Origin of the sequence: Pseudomonas sp. JL2, assembly GCF_031570495.1 — a bacterium.
Classification (GTDB): domain Bacteria; phylum Pseudomonadota; class Gammaproteobacteria; order Pseudomonadales; family Pseudomonadaceae; genus Aquipseudomonas; species Aquipseudomonas rhizophila.
Genome location: NZ_JAKUDH010000004.1, coordinates 251,990 through 266,220, shown reverse-complemented (window position 1 = coordinate 266,220; position 14,231 = coordinate 251,990). Strand labels below are relative to the sequence as shown.

15 protein-coding genes are annotated in these 14,231 nt (G+C 60.7%); 3 read left to right on the top strand and 12 right to left on the bottom strand.

Translation table 11 applies throughout. The features are described from left to right. Positions 1 to 5: 5 nt before the first annotated feature. From MKS85_RS08595 to MKS85_RS08575, 5 genes are all read right to left on the bottom strand, one after another. Positions 6 to 809 carry an IclR family transcriptional regulator gene (locus MKS85_RS08595; RefSeq protein ID WP_013693986.1) on the bottom strand — a complete coding sequence of 268 codons (804 nt, stop codon included), beginning with the start codon at positions 807 to 809 and terminating at the stop codon, positions 6 to 8. Positions 810 to 868: 59 nt separating this feature from the next. After that, on the bottom strand, positions 869 to 2,179 hold the full coding sequence (locus MKS85_RS08590; RefSeq protein ID WP_047228222.1) for an MFS transporter: 1,311 nt from the start codon (positions 2,177 to 2,179) through the stop codon (positions 869 to 871). A gap of 191 nt (positions 2,180 to 2,370) precedes the next feature. Beyond that, on the bottom strand, positions 2,371 to 3,519 hold the full coding sequence (gene dgoD, locus MKS85_RS08585) for a galactonate dehydratase (RefSeq protein ID WP_047228221.1): 1,149 nt from the start codon (positions 3,517 to 3,519) through the stop codon (positions 2,371 to 2,373). A 49-nt stretch (positions 3,520 to 3,568) separates the two neighbouring features. Next, positions 3,569 to 4,189: a 2-dehydro-3-deoxy-6-phosphogalactonate aldolase gene (locus MKS85_RS08580; protein WP_047228220.1), complete on the bottom strand. Its 621-nt coding sequence runs from the start codon at positions 4,187 to 4,189 to the stop codon at positions 3,569 to 3,571. Positions 4,190 to 4,206: 17 nt separating this feature from the next. Then, complete coding sequence (locus MKS85_RS08575) at positions 4,207 to 5,190, bottom strand: 2-dehydro-3-deoxygalactonokinase (RefSeq protein WP_188252050.1); 984 nt, start codon at positions 5,188 to 5,190, stop codon at positions 4,207 to 4,209. 187 nt (positions 5,191 to 5,377) lie between these two features. Between MKS85_RS08575 and MKS85_RS08570 the strand changes: the two genes are divergently transcribed. Beyond that, entirely contained in the window at positions 5,378 to 6,010 is a 633-nt protein-coding gene (locus MKS85_RS08570) for a glutathione S-transferase family protein (protein ID WP_310662806.1), read from the top strand. A 5-nt stretch (positions 6,011 to 6,015) separates the two neighbouring features. Here the strand turns inward: MKS85_RS08570 and MKS85_RS08565 are convergent, their stop codons facing one another. Continuing rightward, positions 6,016 to 6,498, bottom strand: a complete 483-nt coding sequence (locus MKS85_RS08565; RefSeq protein ID WP_047228217.1) for a GNAT family N-acetyltransferase — start codon at positions 6,496 to 6,498, stop codon at positions 6,016 to 6,018. Positions 6,499 to 6,677: 179 nt separating this feature from the next. Here MKS85_RS08565 and MKS85_RS08560 point away from each other — a divergent pair, with 179 nt between their 5' ends. Together MKS85_RS08560 and MKS85_RS08555 are read left to right on the top strand one after the other, a co-directional pair. Continuing rightward, positions 6,678 to 7,019, top strand: coding sequence for a hypothetical protein (locus MKS85_RS08560; RefSeq protein WP_188252048.1), 342 nt, complete (start codon positions 6,678 to 6,680; stop codon positions 7,017 to 7,019). Positions 7,020 to 7,085: 66 nt separating this feature from the next. Beyond that, positions 7,086 to 7,466: a Rho termination factor N-terminal domain-containing protein gene (locus MKS85_RS08555; protein ID WP_310662805.1), complete on the top strand. Its 381-nt coding sequence runs from the start codon at positions 7,086 to 7,088 to the stop codon at positions 7,464 to 7,466. Positions 7,467 to 7,644: 178 nt separating this feature from the next. Here the strand turns inward: MKS85_RS08555 and araH are convergent, their stop codons facing one another. The 6 genes from araH to MKS85_RS08525 all read right to left on the bottom strand — a co-directional run bounded on the left by araH (position 7,645) and on the right by MKS85_RS08525 (position 14,086). Then, on the bottom strand, positions 7,645 to 8,613 hold the full coding sequence (araH, locus tag MKS85_RS08550; protein ID WP_076383836.1) for an L-arabinose ABC transporter permease AraH: 969 nt from the start codon (positions 8,611 to 8,613) through the stop codon (positions 7,645 to 7,647). Between the two features lie 9 nt (positions 8,614 to 8,622). Further along, positions 8,623 to 10,167, bottom strand: a complete 1,545-nt coding sequence (araG, locus tag MKS85_RS08545; protein ID WP_047228213.1) for an L-arabinose ABC transporter ATP-binding protein AraG — start codon at positions 10,165 to 10,167, stop codon at positions 8,623 to 8,625. Between the two features lie 75 nt (positions 10,168 to 10,242). Further along, the gene (locus MKS85_RS08540; RefSeq protein ID WP_188252046.1) at positions 10,243 to 11,247 is read right to left on the bottom strand and encodes a substrate-binding domain-containing protein; all 1,005 of its coding nucleotides are present in this window, start codon (positions 11,245 to 11,247) and stop codon (positions 10,243 to 10,245) included. A 175-nt stretch (positions 11,248 to 11,422) separates the two neighbouring features. After that, positions 11,423 to 12,241 (bottom strand): SDR family oxidoreductase, encoded by an 819-nt coding sequence (locus MKS85_RS08535; RefSeq protein ID WP_047228211.1) that lies wholly within the window; start codon positions 12,239 to 12,241, stop codon positions 11,423 to 11,425. A 226-nt stretch (positions 12,242 to 12,467) separates the two neighbouring features. Next, the gene (locus MKS85_RS08530) at positions 12,468 to 13,343 is read right to left on the bottom strand and encodes an SMP-30/gluconolactonase/LRE family protein (protein WP_173406700.1); all 876 of its coding nucleotides are present in this window, start codon (positions 13,341 to 13,343) and stop codon (positions 12,468 to 12,470) included. Continuing rightward, on the bottom strand, positions 13,340 to 14,086 hold the full coding sequence (locus tag MKS85_RS08525) for a FadR/GntR family transcriptional regulator (protein WP_047228209.1): 747 nt from the start codon (positions 14,084 to 14,086) through the stop codon (positions 13,340 to 13,342). Before MKS85_RS08525 ends, MKS85_RS08530 begins: the two co-directional genes overlap by 4 nt. Positions 14,087 to 14,231: the final 145 nt, after the last annotated feature.

Here is a 14,231-nt window from a genome sequence, read left to right as displayed (position 1 = left end):
GTTCGTCAGACCTTCGCGCCTAGTTCCGCCGACAGCCGGGCTGTGACCCCTTTGACCAGGGGAATCAGCTCGGCCATTTTTTCCAGCGGCATATACGGTACGGTGCTGGCGATGCTGATACCGGCGACGATGCGCTTGCCGGCGTCTCGGATCGGCGCCGCCACGCAACGAATCGACGGCTCGTTGTCTTCCAGATCGAAGGCATAACCACCCGCTACATACTCCACCATCCGCTGCTGGAACTGCTCCCAGGATTGCTCCTGATGCTGGGGCCAGAACTGATTCTTCCCTCCCGCCGGCAAGCTGATTTCATACAGCCTTTTCCATTGTTCCTGAGAATCATCGAGCATCAGCGCCTTACCGATCCCGGTACGCGCCAGCGGCATGCGATGGCCCACGCGCGAACGCATTTCCGGGCCATTGCGCCCTGGATTTTTCAGCAGGTACAACACCTCGTCGCCCTCGCGAATCGCCAGGTGAACAGTGTCACCGGTGAGCGCCGACAACTCGTCCAGGTACGGCCCCGCCAGGCTCACCAACGGCAACTCTTCCCGGGCCTGAAAACCCAGCTCGATCAGCTTCGGCCCCAACAGATAACCCACTTGCGGCACCACCCGCAGGTAGCGCTCATCCACCAGGCAACTGGCCAGGCGATGGGTGGTGCTACGGGTGGTGCCGATCAACCGGGCGATTTCCTTCAGGTCACGGGCGCCGCTGGCGACCGCCTGGACCACACCCAGACCACGCAGCAGTGTCTGGGTGCCTGTGGGCGCCGCGTCCTTGGTGATTTTTGGATCGTCTTGCTGCATATCCGGCCTTCAACAGTGAGCGGGGAACGGGCGGCATTATGGTCGCCCGCCCCGTCGGACTACAACTCGATGCGCTCGACCTTCCCTACCAGCAGGATGTAGGACAGCGCGCCAATCAACGCCAGCACGGCGATATAGGTGATGGCCGGGGCAAACGAATCGCCGCTGGCGAGGAAACCGATGACGATGGGCGTGGCGATGGCCGCCAGGTTACCGATGAAATTGAACACCCCGCCCGTCAAGCCAAGCAACCGCGCGGGCGCCAGGGTCGAGACCAGCGACCAGGTGATCGACGCCAGGCCATTGCCGAAGAACGCCAGGGCCAGGAAAGCGATCACCAACGGTGTCGACTCAACGAAGTTGGCGCCGATGATCGCCGTAGAGATCAGCAGCCCGCCGATGATCGGTAGCTTGCGGGCGAACCCCACCGTGGAACCGCGACGGATCAACCAGTCGGAGAAGAACCCGGAACACAACACACCGACAAACGCGGCGAGGAACGGCAATGACGCCAACAGGCCGGACTTGATGAAGTCCATGCCGCGATATTTCACCAGGTAGGTCGGGAACCAGGTCAGAAAAAACCACAGTGTGGAATTCAGGCAGAACTGGCCCAGGTAAATGCCCCACAGCTTGCGCTGGGTCAGGACGATCCCCAGGTCCGCCCAACTGAACTTGGCCTTGGCCTTGGCTGTATCGGCCTGGATATCCACCAACCCGCCGCCTTCGCGGATCAGTTCGATCTCGGCGGCGTTGACCCCTTTGAAATCCCGCGGTTCGCGATACACCGCGTACCAGATCACCGCCCAGATGATGCCCACCGCGCCCGTGGCGACAAATACCATGTGCCAACCGAAGGCGTGTTGCAGCCACGCCAATACCGGCGTCAGGAAGGCCAGCCCGACGAACTGCCCCGAGGTGTAGAAACCAATGGCCGTGGCCCGTTCGCGCTCAGGAAACCAGGTGGTCACCACGCGGCTATTGATCGGGTAGGCCGGTGCCTCCAGGGCGCCAACCGCCATGCGCAGGACGAACAACGCGATGAAGCTGGCGGCAAAACCGAGCATCACCGTGGCCACCGACCACAGCAATAGTGCAACGCTATACAGAATACGCGGGGGCACCCGATCCACCAGCCAGCCGCCGGGGATCTGCATGGCGGCGTAGGTCCAGCCGAACGCCGAGAAAATCAGCCCGACGTGGATCGGATCGATGCCCAGCTCACTGGTCAGCGCGGGGGCGGCGATCGAAAGGTTGCTGCGGTCCAGGTAGTTGATCACCACGGTGATGAACAGCAGGACCATGATGAAAAAACGCTTGCGGCTGGGCGTCACCAACGACGCTTGCGCGCTCAGGGTGTGCGCTTGCATGTGAGGTGCCTCTTTTTATGTTTATTGAGGAATCGGGCGCATCGAAGAAGATCTCCCTGCTTGCGAAGATCAGACTGTGGGAGCGAGCTTGCTCGCGATGACGGTGTGTCAGTTGCCGCATGTGTGACTGATACATTGCCATCGCGAGCAAGCTCGCTCCCACAAGGGGATCGGGTGAAATCAGAACCCACTCACCACTCAGCAAAACTGCCATCGGCATGGCGCCAGATCGGGTTGCGCCAGCGGTGGCCGATGGCGGCGCGTTCGATGACGTACTCCTCATTGATCTCGATGCCCAGGCCTGGACCGTTAGGGATTTTCACGAAGCCCTTGTCATAGTCGAACACCCGCGGATCCTTGATGTAATCCAACAGGTCGTTGCTCTCGTTGTAATGGATGCCCAGGCTCTGCTCCTGGATGAACGCGTTGTAGCAGACCGCATCCAGTTGCAGACATGCCGCCAGGGCGATCGGGCCCAGCGGGCAGTGCAGTGCCAGCGCCACGTCGTAGGCCTCGGCCATGTTGGCGATCTTGCGGGTTTCGGTGATGCCACCGGCGTGGGACGCATCCGGCTGGATGATGTCCACGTAACCTTCGCTGAGCACCCGTTTGAAATCCCAGCGCGAGAACAACCGCTCGCCCAGGGCAATCGGGGTGCTGGTCAGCGGCGCCAATTCCTTCAGGGCTTCGTAGTTCTCACTGAGCACCGGTTCTTCGATGAACATCAGCTTGTACGGATCGAGCTCCTTCATCAGCACCTTGGCCATCGGCTTGTGCACCCGACCGTGGAAGTCCACGCCAATGCCGACGTTCGGCCCGACTGCATCCCGTACCGCCGCGACATTGGCCAGGGCCAGGTCGACCTTTTCAAAGGTGTCGAGAAACTGCAGTTCTTCGGTGCCGTTCATCTTCACCGCCGTGAAACCCCGCGCCACGGCTTCTTTCGCCGCTCGGGCGGTGTCCGCCGGGCGGTCGCCGCCGATCCACGAATACACGCGGATCTTGTCGCGTACCTGCCCGCCAAGCAAATCGCTGACTGACACGCCCAGGGCCTTGCCCTTGATGTCCCACAACGCCTGGTCGATACCGGCCAGGGCGCTCATATGAATCGCCCCGCCGCGGTAGAAGCCGCCGCGATACAGCACGGTCCAGATGTCTTCGATGTTGCGTGGGTCTTTGCCGATCAGGTAGTCGGACAATTCCTCAACGGCGGCCGCCACCGTGTGGGCGCGGCCTTCAACCACGGGTTCGCCCCAACCAGTGACGCCTTCGTCGGTTTCGACCTTGAGGAAGCACCAGCGCGGCGGAACGATAAACGTGGTCAGTTTGGTGATTTTCATCTTGTTGTCTCTCTTATCAGATGCAGCGCGCGGGGCGCTGGAAAAGTCGTCAGTTCAAGGCATTCCACGCGGCCACGTAGGCCTTGGCGCGCACCGCCACTTCGTCAGCCGTCAGGCCCGGCTTGAACAACCCGGAACCCAGGCCGAACCCCTTGACGCCGGCCTCGACGAACACCGCCATGTTGTCCGGGGTAATCCCGCCCACCGGCACCAGCACGGTTCCGGCCGGCAATACCGCGAGCCACGCCTTGACCACCGCCGGCCCCATTTGCTCGGCAGGAAACATCTTCAACACATGGGCACCTTCGGCCAGTGCGGCAAAGGCTTCGGTGGGCGTGGCGACGCCGGGCGAGAGGTACAAGCCCGCGGCTTTCGCTGCCCGCAACACCTTTGGATCGCTGTGAGGCATGACGATCACTTGGCCGCCAGCGGCTTTTACTTGCTCGACCTGTTCCGGCGTGAGCACCGTGCCGGCCCCGATCAGGCAATCGGCGGGCAAGGTACTGCGCAGGATGCGGATACTTTCGTACGGCTCGGGAGAATTGAGCGGTACTTCGATGACGCGAAATCCGGCGCCATAAAGGACTTCGCCGATAGCGGCGGCCTCTTCCGGCCGCAGACCGCGCAAAATTGCGATCAGCCCGTTGTGCGCCAGTGCTTGTGTGAGCATGTCAGACCTCCAGTCGTTTAACGCGATGCGGTGGAATCGAGCAGCCCGGCCGCCACGGCCAGTTGCCACAAACCACGTTCGGTGGCCTGTTCGGCCAGGGACACCCGGGCAAAACCGCAGGCATCGAGGGCCCGTTGATAACGGACGCAGAGTTGAGAATTGCCGATCAACACCACCGTCGGCAGATGAATGGTGTCGCGCCGTCGGCGTTGCACGGTGGCCAGGGCCGTCAGCTCATGACCGATCAGGAGGCCGGAAAGGTAATCCGCCTGGGCGCTGGCACTGAGTTCGCCAGTCAAGCCCAGACTGCGGGCACTGAACACGGTGGACAACGGGCCGATCTGGCCGTCCACCGACAACGCCACCTGCACGCCGCGATCAAAAGCCAGGCTATCGAACGCCGTGCCACGTTGCTGGGTGCGGCCCAGAATGCTGTGGTCACTGAGCACGGCGAAGATCTCGCCGGTCATGAACGTATCGAAATGCACGATGCAGCCATCGGCCACTTCCACCCATTTCGAATGACTGCCGGGCAAGCCGATCAGTACCGCTTCATCCGGCAGGCTGTGCAAGGCGCCAAGCACTTGGGTTTCTTCGCCGCGCATGACATTGGGTAACCGCGAACGCTGGATCACCCCCGGCACGATGTGCACATCGACACCGCGAAGACTACGAATGATTTGTAGGGAATGTCCGAGATTGGCGACGTTGGCGGGTGTGTCGCAGTAAGGCGCTTCGCGCCAGCCCTGGGCGCTGCCGACCATGCCGCAGGCGATCACGGGCAGGCCTGGCTGGGCGTCGAGCCAATCGCCGCACGCCTCGTCGAAGGCCAGTTCAAAACCGTCGATGCACACCTGACCGGCCACCGTTCGCGGCCCGGAGGGCAACTGCATGATCCCCGACGACAGCGAACGCTGTTCGAGCACCTCGCCCCCGGCGGCGAGTTTGTAAGCCCGTAATGAGGTGGTCCCCCAATCGAGCGCAATCAATTGCGCCTGCATCCGTTTCACCTGTTTTGTTTTTTGGCAGTGAGTGCACGGACTATAAACCTGGGCGCAACAAAATCTCAATATATAAATATCACTCCCATATATTGGGATTAAATACATCGACGACAAAGCCAATCGCCATTCGCCCAAGACCCTGCTACGTTTCTGATCGGACGCCAAACAACTCAGGGAAAAAGGGATGGGACAACAGTTGAAAATCCTCGGCCGCACTTCTTCGATCAACGTCAGAAAAGTGTTGTGGACCTGTCAGGAGCTGGAGATCGCCTACGAGCGCGAAGACTGGGGCATCGGCTTTGCCTCCACCCAAGATCCGGAGTTCCTGGCGCTCAACCCCAACGCCCAAGTGCCGGTGATCATTGATGAAAACGGTGTGCTGTGGGAGTCCAACACCATTTGTCGCTACCTTGTGGGCAAGCATGGAGGCAACGATCTACTGCCCGTCGAGCCGGCCGCGCGCGCCCGAATCGAACAGTGGATGGACTGGCAAGCGACCGAACTCAACCCGTCATGGGGCTATGCGTTTCATGCATTGGTGCGCAAGAACCCGGAGTTTCAGGACCCACAACGCATCGCCGCCGGGGTCAAAGGCTGGAACGAAAAGATGGGGTTGCTGGAGGATCAGTTGAGCCGCACTGGCGCCTACGTGGCCGGTGCGGATTTTTCCCTCGCGGATGTGCTCATCGGTCTGTCGGTGCATCGCTGGCGCCAGACGCCCATGGAACGCCCGGACTACCCGGCCGTGGCCGCATATTGCAAACGACTCGAACCACGACCGGGGTTTGCCGAGTGGGCATCCGACGCCCACTCATGAAGTGCTCAATTGCCGTTAGCGAAATCCCGTAGCACCTTGCCGTCCATCCGGTAGCGCACCCACTCTTCCTGGGGTTGCGCGCCGAGGGACTTGTAGAACTCGATCGCCGGCGTGTTCCAGTCCAGCACGCTCCACTCGAAGCGACCGCAGTCGTTGTCGCAGGCAATTTTCGCCAGGTGACGCAGCAGCGTCTTCCCTGCCCCGCCGCCGCGCTGGTCAGGCGTGATGTACAGGTCTTCGAGGTACAGGCAGTTGCTGCCCAGCCACGTGGAATAACTGAAGAAAAACACCGCATAACCGATGGGCACGCCATCACGCAGACAGATCAGTCCATGGGCAGTGGAGCCCTCGCTGAACAGGCTGCGCTGAATGTCCGTCACGCTGGCGATGACTTCGTGGCGGGCCTTTTCGTAATCGGCAAGTTCAGTGATGAAGGCAAGGATTTGAGGCGCATCGCTGGGTTGCGCAGGACGAATCTGGATCGACATGAACGGGCCTTGTAGCCAATTGAAAGCGCCATACTAAGCCGCCACGCTGCGCTCGTCACACCTCGAAGACAAATTTTGAGTGACGGCCCCTACGGCACCATTCGTCGCCTGTCAGGCACCAACCCGGATTCAGGACAGCCCAAAATCAGGCAAGCATTCTAAAAAATGGAGGCGACACCATGATCTCATCAAGGCTGACTGCATTCACATTCGCCACGCTGCTGTCTTCGGCGGCTTTCGCAGCCACCACCGACGGCACCGGGCCGACCGATCCGGTACAGGCGCCCAATTCCCCGGCCACGGAGGGCCTGCCCAAGTTGAACACCGATGGCACCGGCGGTGGCCTGAACAATGGTCAGCCTCCCGCCAACGGCACCGATCCGCGGGTGCAGGGCAACGATGCTGGTCGTCAGGGCGGCATGAATACGCCGGACTCCAATGCGCCCGATAACGCCGAAACCGGCACGGGCTCAAAAACCACCACCGGCGGGTCGGGTTCCGAGGGCGGCGCCAGCCAGTAACCCCCAGGGAGCGAGCGACGCGCTCCTGGCGGGTGGCTCTGCTCACACACTTGAGGAGAGATTCCCATGCCTCGTGGAAGCAAAGACAAATACACAGCCGAGCAAAAGCGCAAAGCCGAACACATTGAAGCGAGTTATGAGAAAAAGGGGTTGTCCGAGGACAAGGCCGAGGCTCGTGCTTGGGCGACGGTCAACAAGCAGTCTGGCGGTGGCGAACGCTCCGGCGGTTCGGGGAAGGCAAAGCCGGCTGCGGAAAAGAAAACCGACCGCAAGGAATCGGCCCGCCGCGCGGCCAAGACCCGCGAAGGTCAGCCGCGCACCAGCAAGGCCTCCCGCGCGACCCAGACTGTGGATAACCTGATGAAAGAAGCCCGGGCGAAGAATATTCCCGGACGTTCGAAGATGCGCAAGCAGGAATTGGTTGAAGCGCTGCGCAAGGTCGGTTGATCGCGGGCGTCAGGAATGAGGCCATCGCGAGCGGGCTCGCTCCCACAGGGTTCTGCGCTGTGCCAGAGTTAGGAACCTCCCACAGGGGGATCTGCGCCGTGCTCGGGTTCGGAATCCGGCACAAATCCTGTGGGAGCGAGCCTGCTCGCGATTGGGTCCTGCCCGGTCGGGGCAGGTTTCAGCGTTGTTTCATTCGATCGATCACCACCGCCAGCAACAGGATCGAGCCACGGATGACGTACTGGTAGAAGGTGTCGATGTTCTTCAGGTTCATCGCGTTTTCAATAATCGCCAGAATCAGCACCCCGGCGATGACATGGCGAATCATGCCGATACCGCCGCTCAACGACACCCCGCCCAACACGCAAGCCGAGATCACGGTCAGTTCAAAGCCCTGGCCGATCATCGGTTGGCCCGAGGTCATGCGTGAGGCCAGGATCACACCCGCCAAGGCACCGATCACACCATGCACGGCGAAGATGATGATCTTGGTCCGATCAACGTTCACCCCTGCCAACAACGCCGCCTCCTGGTTGCCACCAATGGCCATGGTGTTGCGCCCGTAGGTGGTGTAGTTCAACAACCAGCCGAAAAACAGAAAGCAGACAATGGTGATCAGGATCGGCACCGGCACGCCAAACATCTGGCCGTTACCGAACACGAAGAACGATTCCTGGGACACGCCCACCGCCTTGCCATTGGCAAAGATGTAGGCCAGGCCCCGGACGATCTGCATGGTCGCCAGCGTCGTGATCAACGCATTGACCCGTAGCTTGGCAATGACGATGCCATTGATCAGCCCGACGATCAGCCCCATCACCAGCGCTGCGCTGACGCCGAGGAACACGCTGTTGGTGTCACGCATCACCACCGCCGCGACCACACCGGCACAGGCAATCACCGAGCCCACCGACAAGTCGAAGTGCCCGGAAGCCAGGCAATACAACATGGTGCAGGCCGCAATGCCCGTGGTGGAAATCGCCAGGCCCAGGCCTCGCATGTTCAGGGGTGACAGGAAGTTGTCGATCATCAGGGTGCAGAGCACAAAGATTGCGACAGCCGCCAGCAGCATGACCCAGTCGTCCAGGAAGCGCCGCAGATCCAGGGGTTTGCGTGCCGTTGGCAGTGCATTGTTTTGAATGGTCATGTTTACCTCTCAGTTCGCCGCGTCGGCAACGCGTTGGCGTGGCAGCGCCAGTTGCAGCAGGTTGGATTCGTTGGCCTGGTCACGCGGCAGCTCGCCGCGCATAACCCCTTCGCAGAGCACCAGGATTCGGTCGGATATGCCCATCACTTCCATCAGATCGCTGGACACCACAATCACCGCAATGCCATCGGCCGCCAGGTTGTGGATGATCTGATAAATCTCGGCCTTGGCGCCGATGTCGATACCGCGCGTGGGCTCGTCCAGCAACAGGACTTTCATCGGCATCGACAGCCAGCGACCGAGAATCGCTTTCTGCTGATTGCCGCCAGACAGGTACATGATTTTCTGACCCGCCGATGGCGTCTTCACTTTCAGCGCCTTGATCTGCTTGTCGGCGTTACCCCGCTCCCAGTCGCCCCGCAACAGGCACCCCAGGGTGGAATGGGCGCCGCGAGCGCTGATGTTGATGTTCTCGCCCACGCTGCCCAACGGGATGATGCCTTCCTTCTTGCGATCCTCCGGGCAGAGCAATACGCCCGCGGCAATGGCATCCCGGGGTGAACGCAGTTTCAACTGCTGGTCATGCAGAACCAGGCGCCCGTCAGTTTGGCGTTCCAGCCCACTGAGCAACCGCAGCAACTCGGTACGGCCGGCACCCACCAGCCCGAACAGGCCGAGGATTTCACCTTTATGCACCTGGAAACTCACCGGCTCCCGCAGGCCCGGGCCGAGCAGCCCCTCGACCTGCAACGCCACATCGCCGCGCTCGCGAGGGCGGTAATCGTAGATGTCCTGGATGTCGCGACCGACCATGCAGGTGACCAACTGATCGTGGGTCAGCTCGCTCATGTTCTCGAAGGTATGCACATAACGGCCGTCCTTGAACACCGTGACCGCGTTACAGATGCGGAACACCTCTTCCATGCGGTGGCTGACATACAGCACCACTTTGCCCTCGTCCCGCAGGCGGGTGATGATCGCCATCAGGCGGTCGATTTCCCGCGCCGAGAGGCTGCTGGTGGGTTCATCAAAGGCAATGACATGGGCGCCACGGGACAAGGCCTTGGCGATTTCCACCAGTTGCCGCTGGCCGAGGGACAGGCGACCGACTTTTTCCTGGGGGTCGATTTCGTCGGCCAGGCCTTTGAGCAACGCCAACGCCTGCTGGCGCAGTTGCCCACGATTGACCAGACCGAAACGGGCCGGCAAATGCCCCAGGAACAGATTTTCGGCAACGGTCATTTCCGGCACCAGGTGCAGCTCCTGGTGGATCACCGCCACGCCGCTGGCAATGCTGTCGGCGGTGCCTTTGAAAGCCATCGTCTGCTCGCCGATCTGCAGGTCGCCGCTGCTGGGGATGTAGGCACCGCCGAGGATCTTCAGCAACGTGGACTTGCCCGCGCCGTTCTCGCCCATCAAAGCATGGACCTGTCCCGGATGAGCAACGAAACTGATATTGGCCAGCGCCTGCACACCGGGAAAGGATTTACCAATCCCGTTGAACCGCAAGCTGCCGCCCATGTTGTGTTGCTGTGTCGCTGTTTGCGCTTGCATAACCACCTCGAACTCACAGAGATCAAGCAACCCCGGCACTCGTCAGGCCAGGGCCGCTTTTGAATCAACCGACCATCAGTTCCACAGGCCGATCTTCTCCAGCTCTTGCTTGAAGTTCTCCCGAGTGATCAGCGTCACCTCGTCCATGGCGGTGTACTTCGGTGGCTCTTTGCCGGTGGTGATCCACTCGTACATCATCTCGGCAGTCTTGTAGCCTTCGATGTGTGGGCTTGGCAGCATCGAACCGAAGAAACCACTGTCGGCTTTCTTCAATTCGCCAATGGCGTCGGTGCCGTTGATGCCGATCCCGATCACATTGGCCGCCTTGAACCCGGCGCTTTCGGTCGCGCGCACGCCGCCCAGCACCGTGTTGTCGTTCATGCCGCCGATGATCAGGTTTTTCGCCCCGCTGGGCAGTTTCACCAGGGCCGAGTTAGTGGCGTCCATGCTGCCCGGCACGTCGAGGGTTTTCAGCGCGGTATAAAGGATGTGATCGTCTGGAAAGCCGGCCTTCTTCAGGGCGTCGACCGACCCGTCGGTACGTTTCTTGCCCGTATCCAGCTCGTTGTAGGTGTTGATCACGGCATAGGTGTCCTTCCAGTCCCAACCGCGCTTTTTCGCCTCAGCGGCCATCGCGTCGCCTTGCTTCTGGCCCACTTCGAACGCGGCCATGCCCAGGTACGGCACGTCTTCCATGAACTTGCCATCGGAGCCGACGAAACGGTCATCCACAGCAATCACTTTCATGTCATTGAGTTTGGCCTTGGCCACGATGGCCGGGCCGAGAGCCACGTCCGGTGGGCAGATCACGAAGCCCTTGGCGCCATTAGCGGCGAGGCTGTCGATGGCCGAGAGGGTCTTCTCGCCGTCGGGCACGGCGATCTTGATCACCGTGAAGCCCCGGTCCTTACCAGCCTTTTCGGCGAACGCCCATTCGGTCTGGAACCAGGGTTCTTCGGCCTGCTTGACCAGAAAACCGATCTTCACTTCTTCGGCCGCCAGCAAGGTGCTGCTGAGGCTGACGGCAGTAACCGCCAGGGCGGCACGGCACAGGGAACGGATCCCACGACGATGATTCATAGCTGTCTCCTTGTTTTTTTTATTGAAAGCCAAAACGTCCAGGGCCCTGCTCCAACATCAGTGGAAATGCGCAGGCTGGGCGGTCAAACATGTTGCTGTACAGCATAGGTCCAAATAGTCATATCGTATGATGATTGGATTACAGGCGAAGTTTCCGACTGAAATCCCGAAATATTCAGTCGTGGTACATGACCGAACGTCCACCATCGATGGTGATGCACGAGGCGTTGATGAAAGGTGCTTCATCACTGGCCAGGAACACCGCAGTCATTGCCACTTCGATCGGCTGGCCGATTCGGCGTGGCGGGTGCAGATCCAGCGCACGCTGGCGTTCGGCATGTGGATCGGCGAAGCCGTTCCAGTAGTCGATATTCAATTGGGTTTCGATGTAACCCGGCGCAATGGCATTCACCCGCACACCTTTGGGCGCGTATTCGATACCCAATGCGCGGGTCAGGCCGAGCAGTCCGTGCTTGGCCACCGGGTAAGGGAAACAGCCGGGAATGATGTGGGATGAATGAGTCGAGGCGATATTGATGATGCTGCCCCCGCCCTGCTCAAGCATCTGCGGCAACACAGCCTTGCAACCGTACCAGGCGCCATCCAGGTCGATGGCGAAACAACGCCGCCAATCCTGCTCGGTCATTTCCAGCGGGTCACGAAATACGTTCACGCCCGCGCAGTTCACCAGAACGTCGATGCGACCGTGCAGCTCGACGGCACGACGGGCCATGGCATGCAGGTCCTGCTGGTTGGATACATCGGCTTTGAGTGCCTGCACATCCGCCCCGCGTTCACGCCAGAGGGCTGCGACTGTCTCAACCTTCTCGGCCTGGATATCACTGATGACCAAGCGTGCCTGCTGCGAGGCGAACGCGGCGACGATCGCCTCGCCAATGCCTTGGGCAGCCCCGGTCAGCAGCACAACTTTGTTTTTCAGGCGTTCGCCTTTCGGGGGTTCGGGCATCGGTAACAAGGACAGGGTGTGGGCCATGACTCAAGACTCCTGTCCGCAAGCACGACAAAAACCGGACATCCAGAGATGACCGGTCGAAAGGCTTTTGGAATCGCGTACGCCGTCGGGCGGTACGGAGGAAGATCGTTGCATCACTTCACCTGTCTTGTTTTTTTAGTGTGAGTGCGTGTCGCTGATGGGACCGACTATAAACCCGCTCGCCAAATAATCTCAATATATATATTTACATCCCATATTTTGGGATTTAGCCCGCAAACCGCGTACAAGCCACACCGGGTACATCGACTCGCATCGACAACACCGCGCCGTCGAGTGGATGGTTAAGTGGGCTCGCCGCACTGGTGATGTACAGTGTCTTGAGGTCCTCACCACCAAACACACAGCTGGTGGGACGACTGACGGGCAGCTCGATCACCCGATCAACCTGACCTTGCGGGTCCAGTCGCAGCAGGCAGCTACCGTCCCAGCGAGCATTCCAGACATAGCCCCTGGCATCCATTGCCGAGCCGTCGGGGCCGCCACGCGGGTGAGGGCCAAACCAGACCTCGGCGGGGGCCAGGCTGCCGTCGGGATAAATGAAATGTCGGTAAAGCGTGCCGTCGAGACTTTCGCCGAAATACACCGTAGTGCCGTCAGGACTCCATAACAGCGTGTTGGGAATGCCCCGATCGCGCAGCAGCGGCATGACCCGGCCATCGGCGCCAATGCGAAACAGGCCCCCGAATCGTCCTTCAATGGGCAGGTCTTCTGCGTTTTCGCCGATGTTGTTCTGCATGGTGCCGAGCCAGAGCTGGCCCAGGGCATCGCAACGGGCCTCGTTGGCGCGATTCCCTGGCCGGGGATCGGCCATGCACAGCAATTTCAGGTTCGGTTCCAGTCCCGGCGAATCCAGATCGAGTCGATAGACACCGCTGCTCAGGGTCACCAAGGCGTCGCCGCTTTGTGTCGGAATGAAAGCGGACACATGCTCGGGCATCTGCCAGATTTGCACATTCGCGCCGATCAGCCGCAGCGCCTGTTTACCGGCAATGTCGACCCAATACAGTGCTTGGGTCGGCTCGTCCCAGAAGGGGCCCTCTCCCAATATCGCCCGGTGTTCCGTCACAGCCGTCCACATCATTGAACACTCCTGTTTCCCGCTTGCCCGGCGATCTCTGTCCGCCCGGCCATGACGTTAGGGTAAAAACGCTTGATCGCCAGGTCAGCGTTATCGATCAAGGTCATGCAGGCCCAGACGCCCCGCGCCGCGTCACGGGCAGCGATGGCTTCGGCGATATCCTTGTGGATCGGCAACGTGCGGCGCAGCTCATCCGGGTCGGCGGCGGACACCTCGAACGACACCGCCAGCAGCGCGCCCAGGGCTGGGACCATTTGCTCAATAAATTGATTATGGCTGGCAGCGAGGATGCACTCATGGAAGAACTGGTCGGCACGGTTGTAATCGGCCCCGCTGTCCACCGCCCGCTCCAGGGCATGGTAGGCCAGGCGGATCGCCTGCACCTGATCAGCCGTCGCTCGCTCACACGCCCAGCGCACCGCCATCGGTTCGATGGTACGCCGCAGGTCCAGCAGGTCATCGACAAAATTTTCCGGCAGCCCACTGCGCGACAGCCAACCGACCACCTGCGGGTCGAACAGATTCCAGCGACGCACCGGCAGCACCCGTGTCCCGACTTTCGGGCCGACTTCCAGCATGCCTTTGGCCACCAGGGTCTTGATCGCTTCGCGGATCACCGTGCGGCTGACGCCCAGTTGCTGGCCGAGGTCGGCCTCAACCTTGATGGTCTGCCCAGGCTTGACCTGACCGGCGGCTATCCAGCCCCCCAGCCAATCGACGGTCGATGCGTGAAAACTGCTGGACATGAACACCCCGGGGCCACTTTCTATAGAGGCCCAAACTAATCATCATATGATTGGGTGTCAATTTGAATTTTACGGCTTCACCCGGGTGGGAGCGAACCTGCTCGCGATAGCGGTGGATCAGTTAAGACAAGGTTGGCCATGCTGC

What these genes read in the sequence shown, in the direction of transcription:
- MKS85_RS08570 (WP_310662806.1), top strand. Translation starts at nt 5,378, where the DNA reads ATGGGACAACAGTTGAAAATCCTCGGCCGCACTTCTTCGATCAACGTC.
- araG (WP_047228213.1), bottom strand. Translation starts at nt 10,167, where the DNA reads ATGCAAGCGCAAACAGCGACACAGCAACACAACATGGGCGGCAGCTTG.
- MKS85_RS08565 (WP_047228217.1), bottom strand. Translation starts at nt 6,498, where the DNA reads ATGTCGATCCAGATTCGTCCTGCGCAACCCAGCGATGCGCCTCAAATC.
- MKS85_RS08590 (WP_047228222.1), bottom strand. Translation starts at nt 2,179, where the DNA reads ATGCAAGCGCACACCCTGAGCGCGCAAGCGTCGTTGGTGACGCCCAGC.
- MKS85_RS08540 (WP_188252046.1), bottom strand. Translation starts at nt 11,247, where the DNA reads ATGAATCATCGTCGTGGGATCCGTTCCCTGTGCCGTGCCGCCCTGGCG.
- MKS85_RS08580 (WP_047228220.1), bottom strand. Translation starts at nt 4,189, where the DNA reads ATGCTCACACAAGCACTGGCGCACAACGGGCTGATCGCAATTTTGCGC.
- MKS85_RS08595 (WP_013693986.1), bottom strand. Translation starts at nt 809, where the DNA reads ATGCAGCAAGACGATCCAAAAATCACCAAGGACGCGGCGCCCACAGGC.
- MKS85_RS08535 (WP_047228211.1), bottom strand. Translation starts at nt 12,241, where the DNA reads ATGGCCCACACCCTGTCCTTGTTACCGATGCCCGAACCCCCGAAAGGC.
- MKS85_RS08555 (WP_310662805.1), top strand. Translation starts at nt 7,086, where the DNA reads ATGCCTCGTGGAAGCAAAGACAAATACACAGCCGAGCAAAAGCGCAAA.
- MKS85_RS08560 (WP_188252048.1), top strand. Translation starts at nt 6,678, where the DNA reads ATGATCTCATCAAGGCTGACTGCATTCACATTCGCCACGCTGCTGTCT.
- dgoD (WP_047228221.1), bottom strand. Translation starts at nt 3,519, where the DNA reads ATGAAAATCACCAAACTGACCACGTTTATCGTTCCGCCGCGCTGGTGC.
- araH (WP_076383836.1), bottom strand. Translation starts at nt 8,613, where the DNA reads ATGACCATTCAAAACAATGCACTGCCAACGGCACGCAAACCCCTGGAT.
- MKS85_RS08525 (WP_047228209.1), bottom strand. Translation starts at nt 14,086, where the DNA reads ATGTCCAGCAGTTTTCACGCATCGACCGTCGATTGGCTGGGGGGCTGG.
- MKS85_RS08575 (WP_188252050.1), bottom strand. Translation starts at nt 5,190, where the DNA reads ATGCAGGCGCAATTGATTGCGCTCGATTGGGGGACCACCTCATTACGG.
- MKS85_RS08530 (WP_173406700.1), bottom strand. Translation starts at nt 13,343, where the DNA reads ATGATGTGGACGGCTGTGACGGAACACCGGGCGATATTGGGAGAGGGC.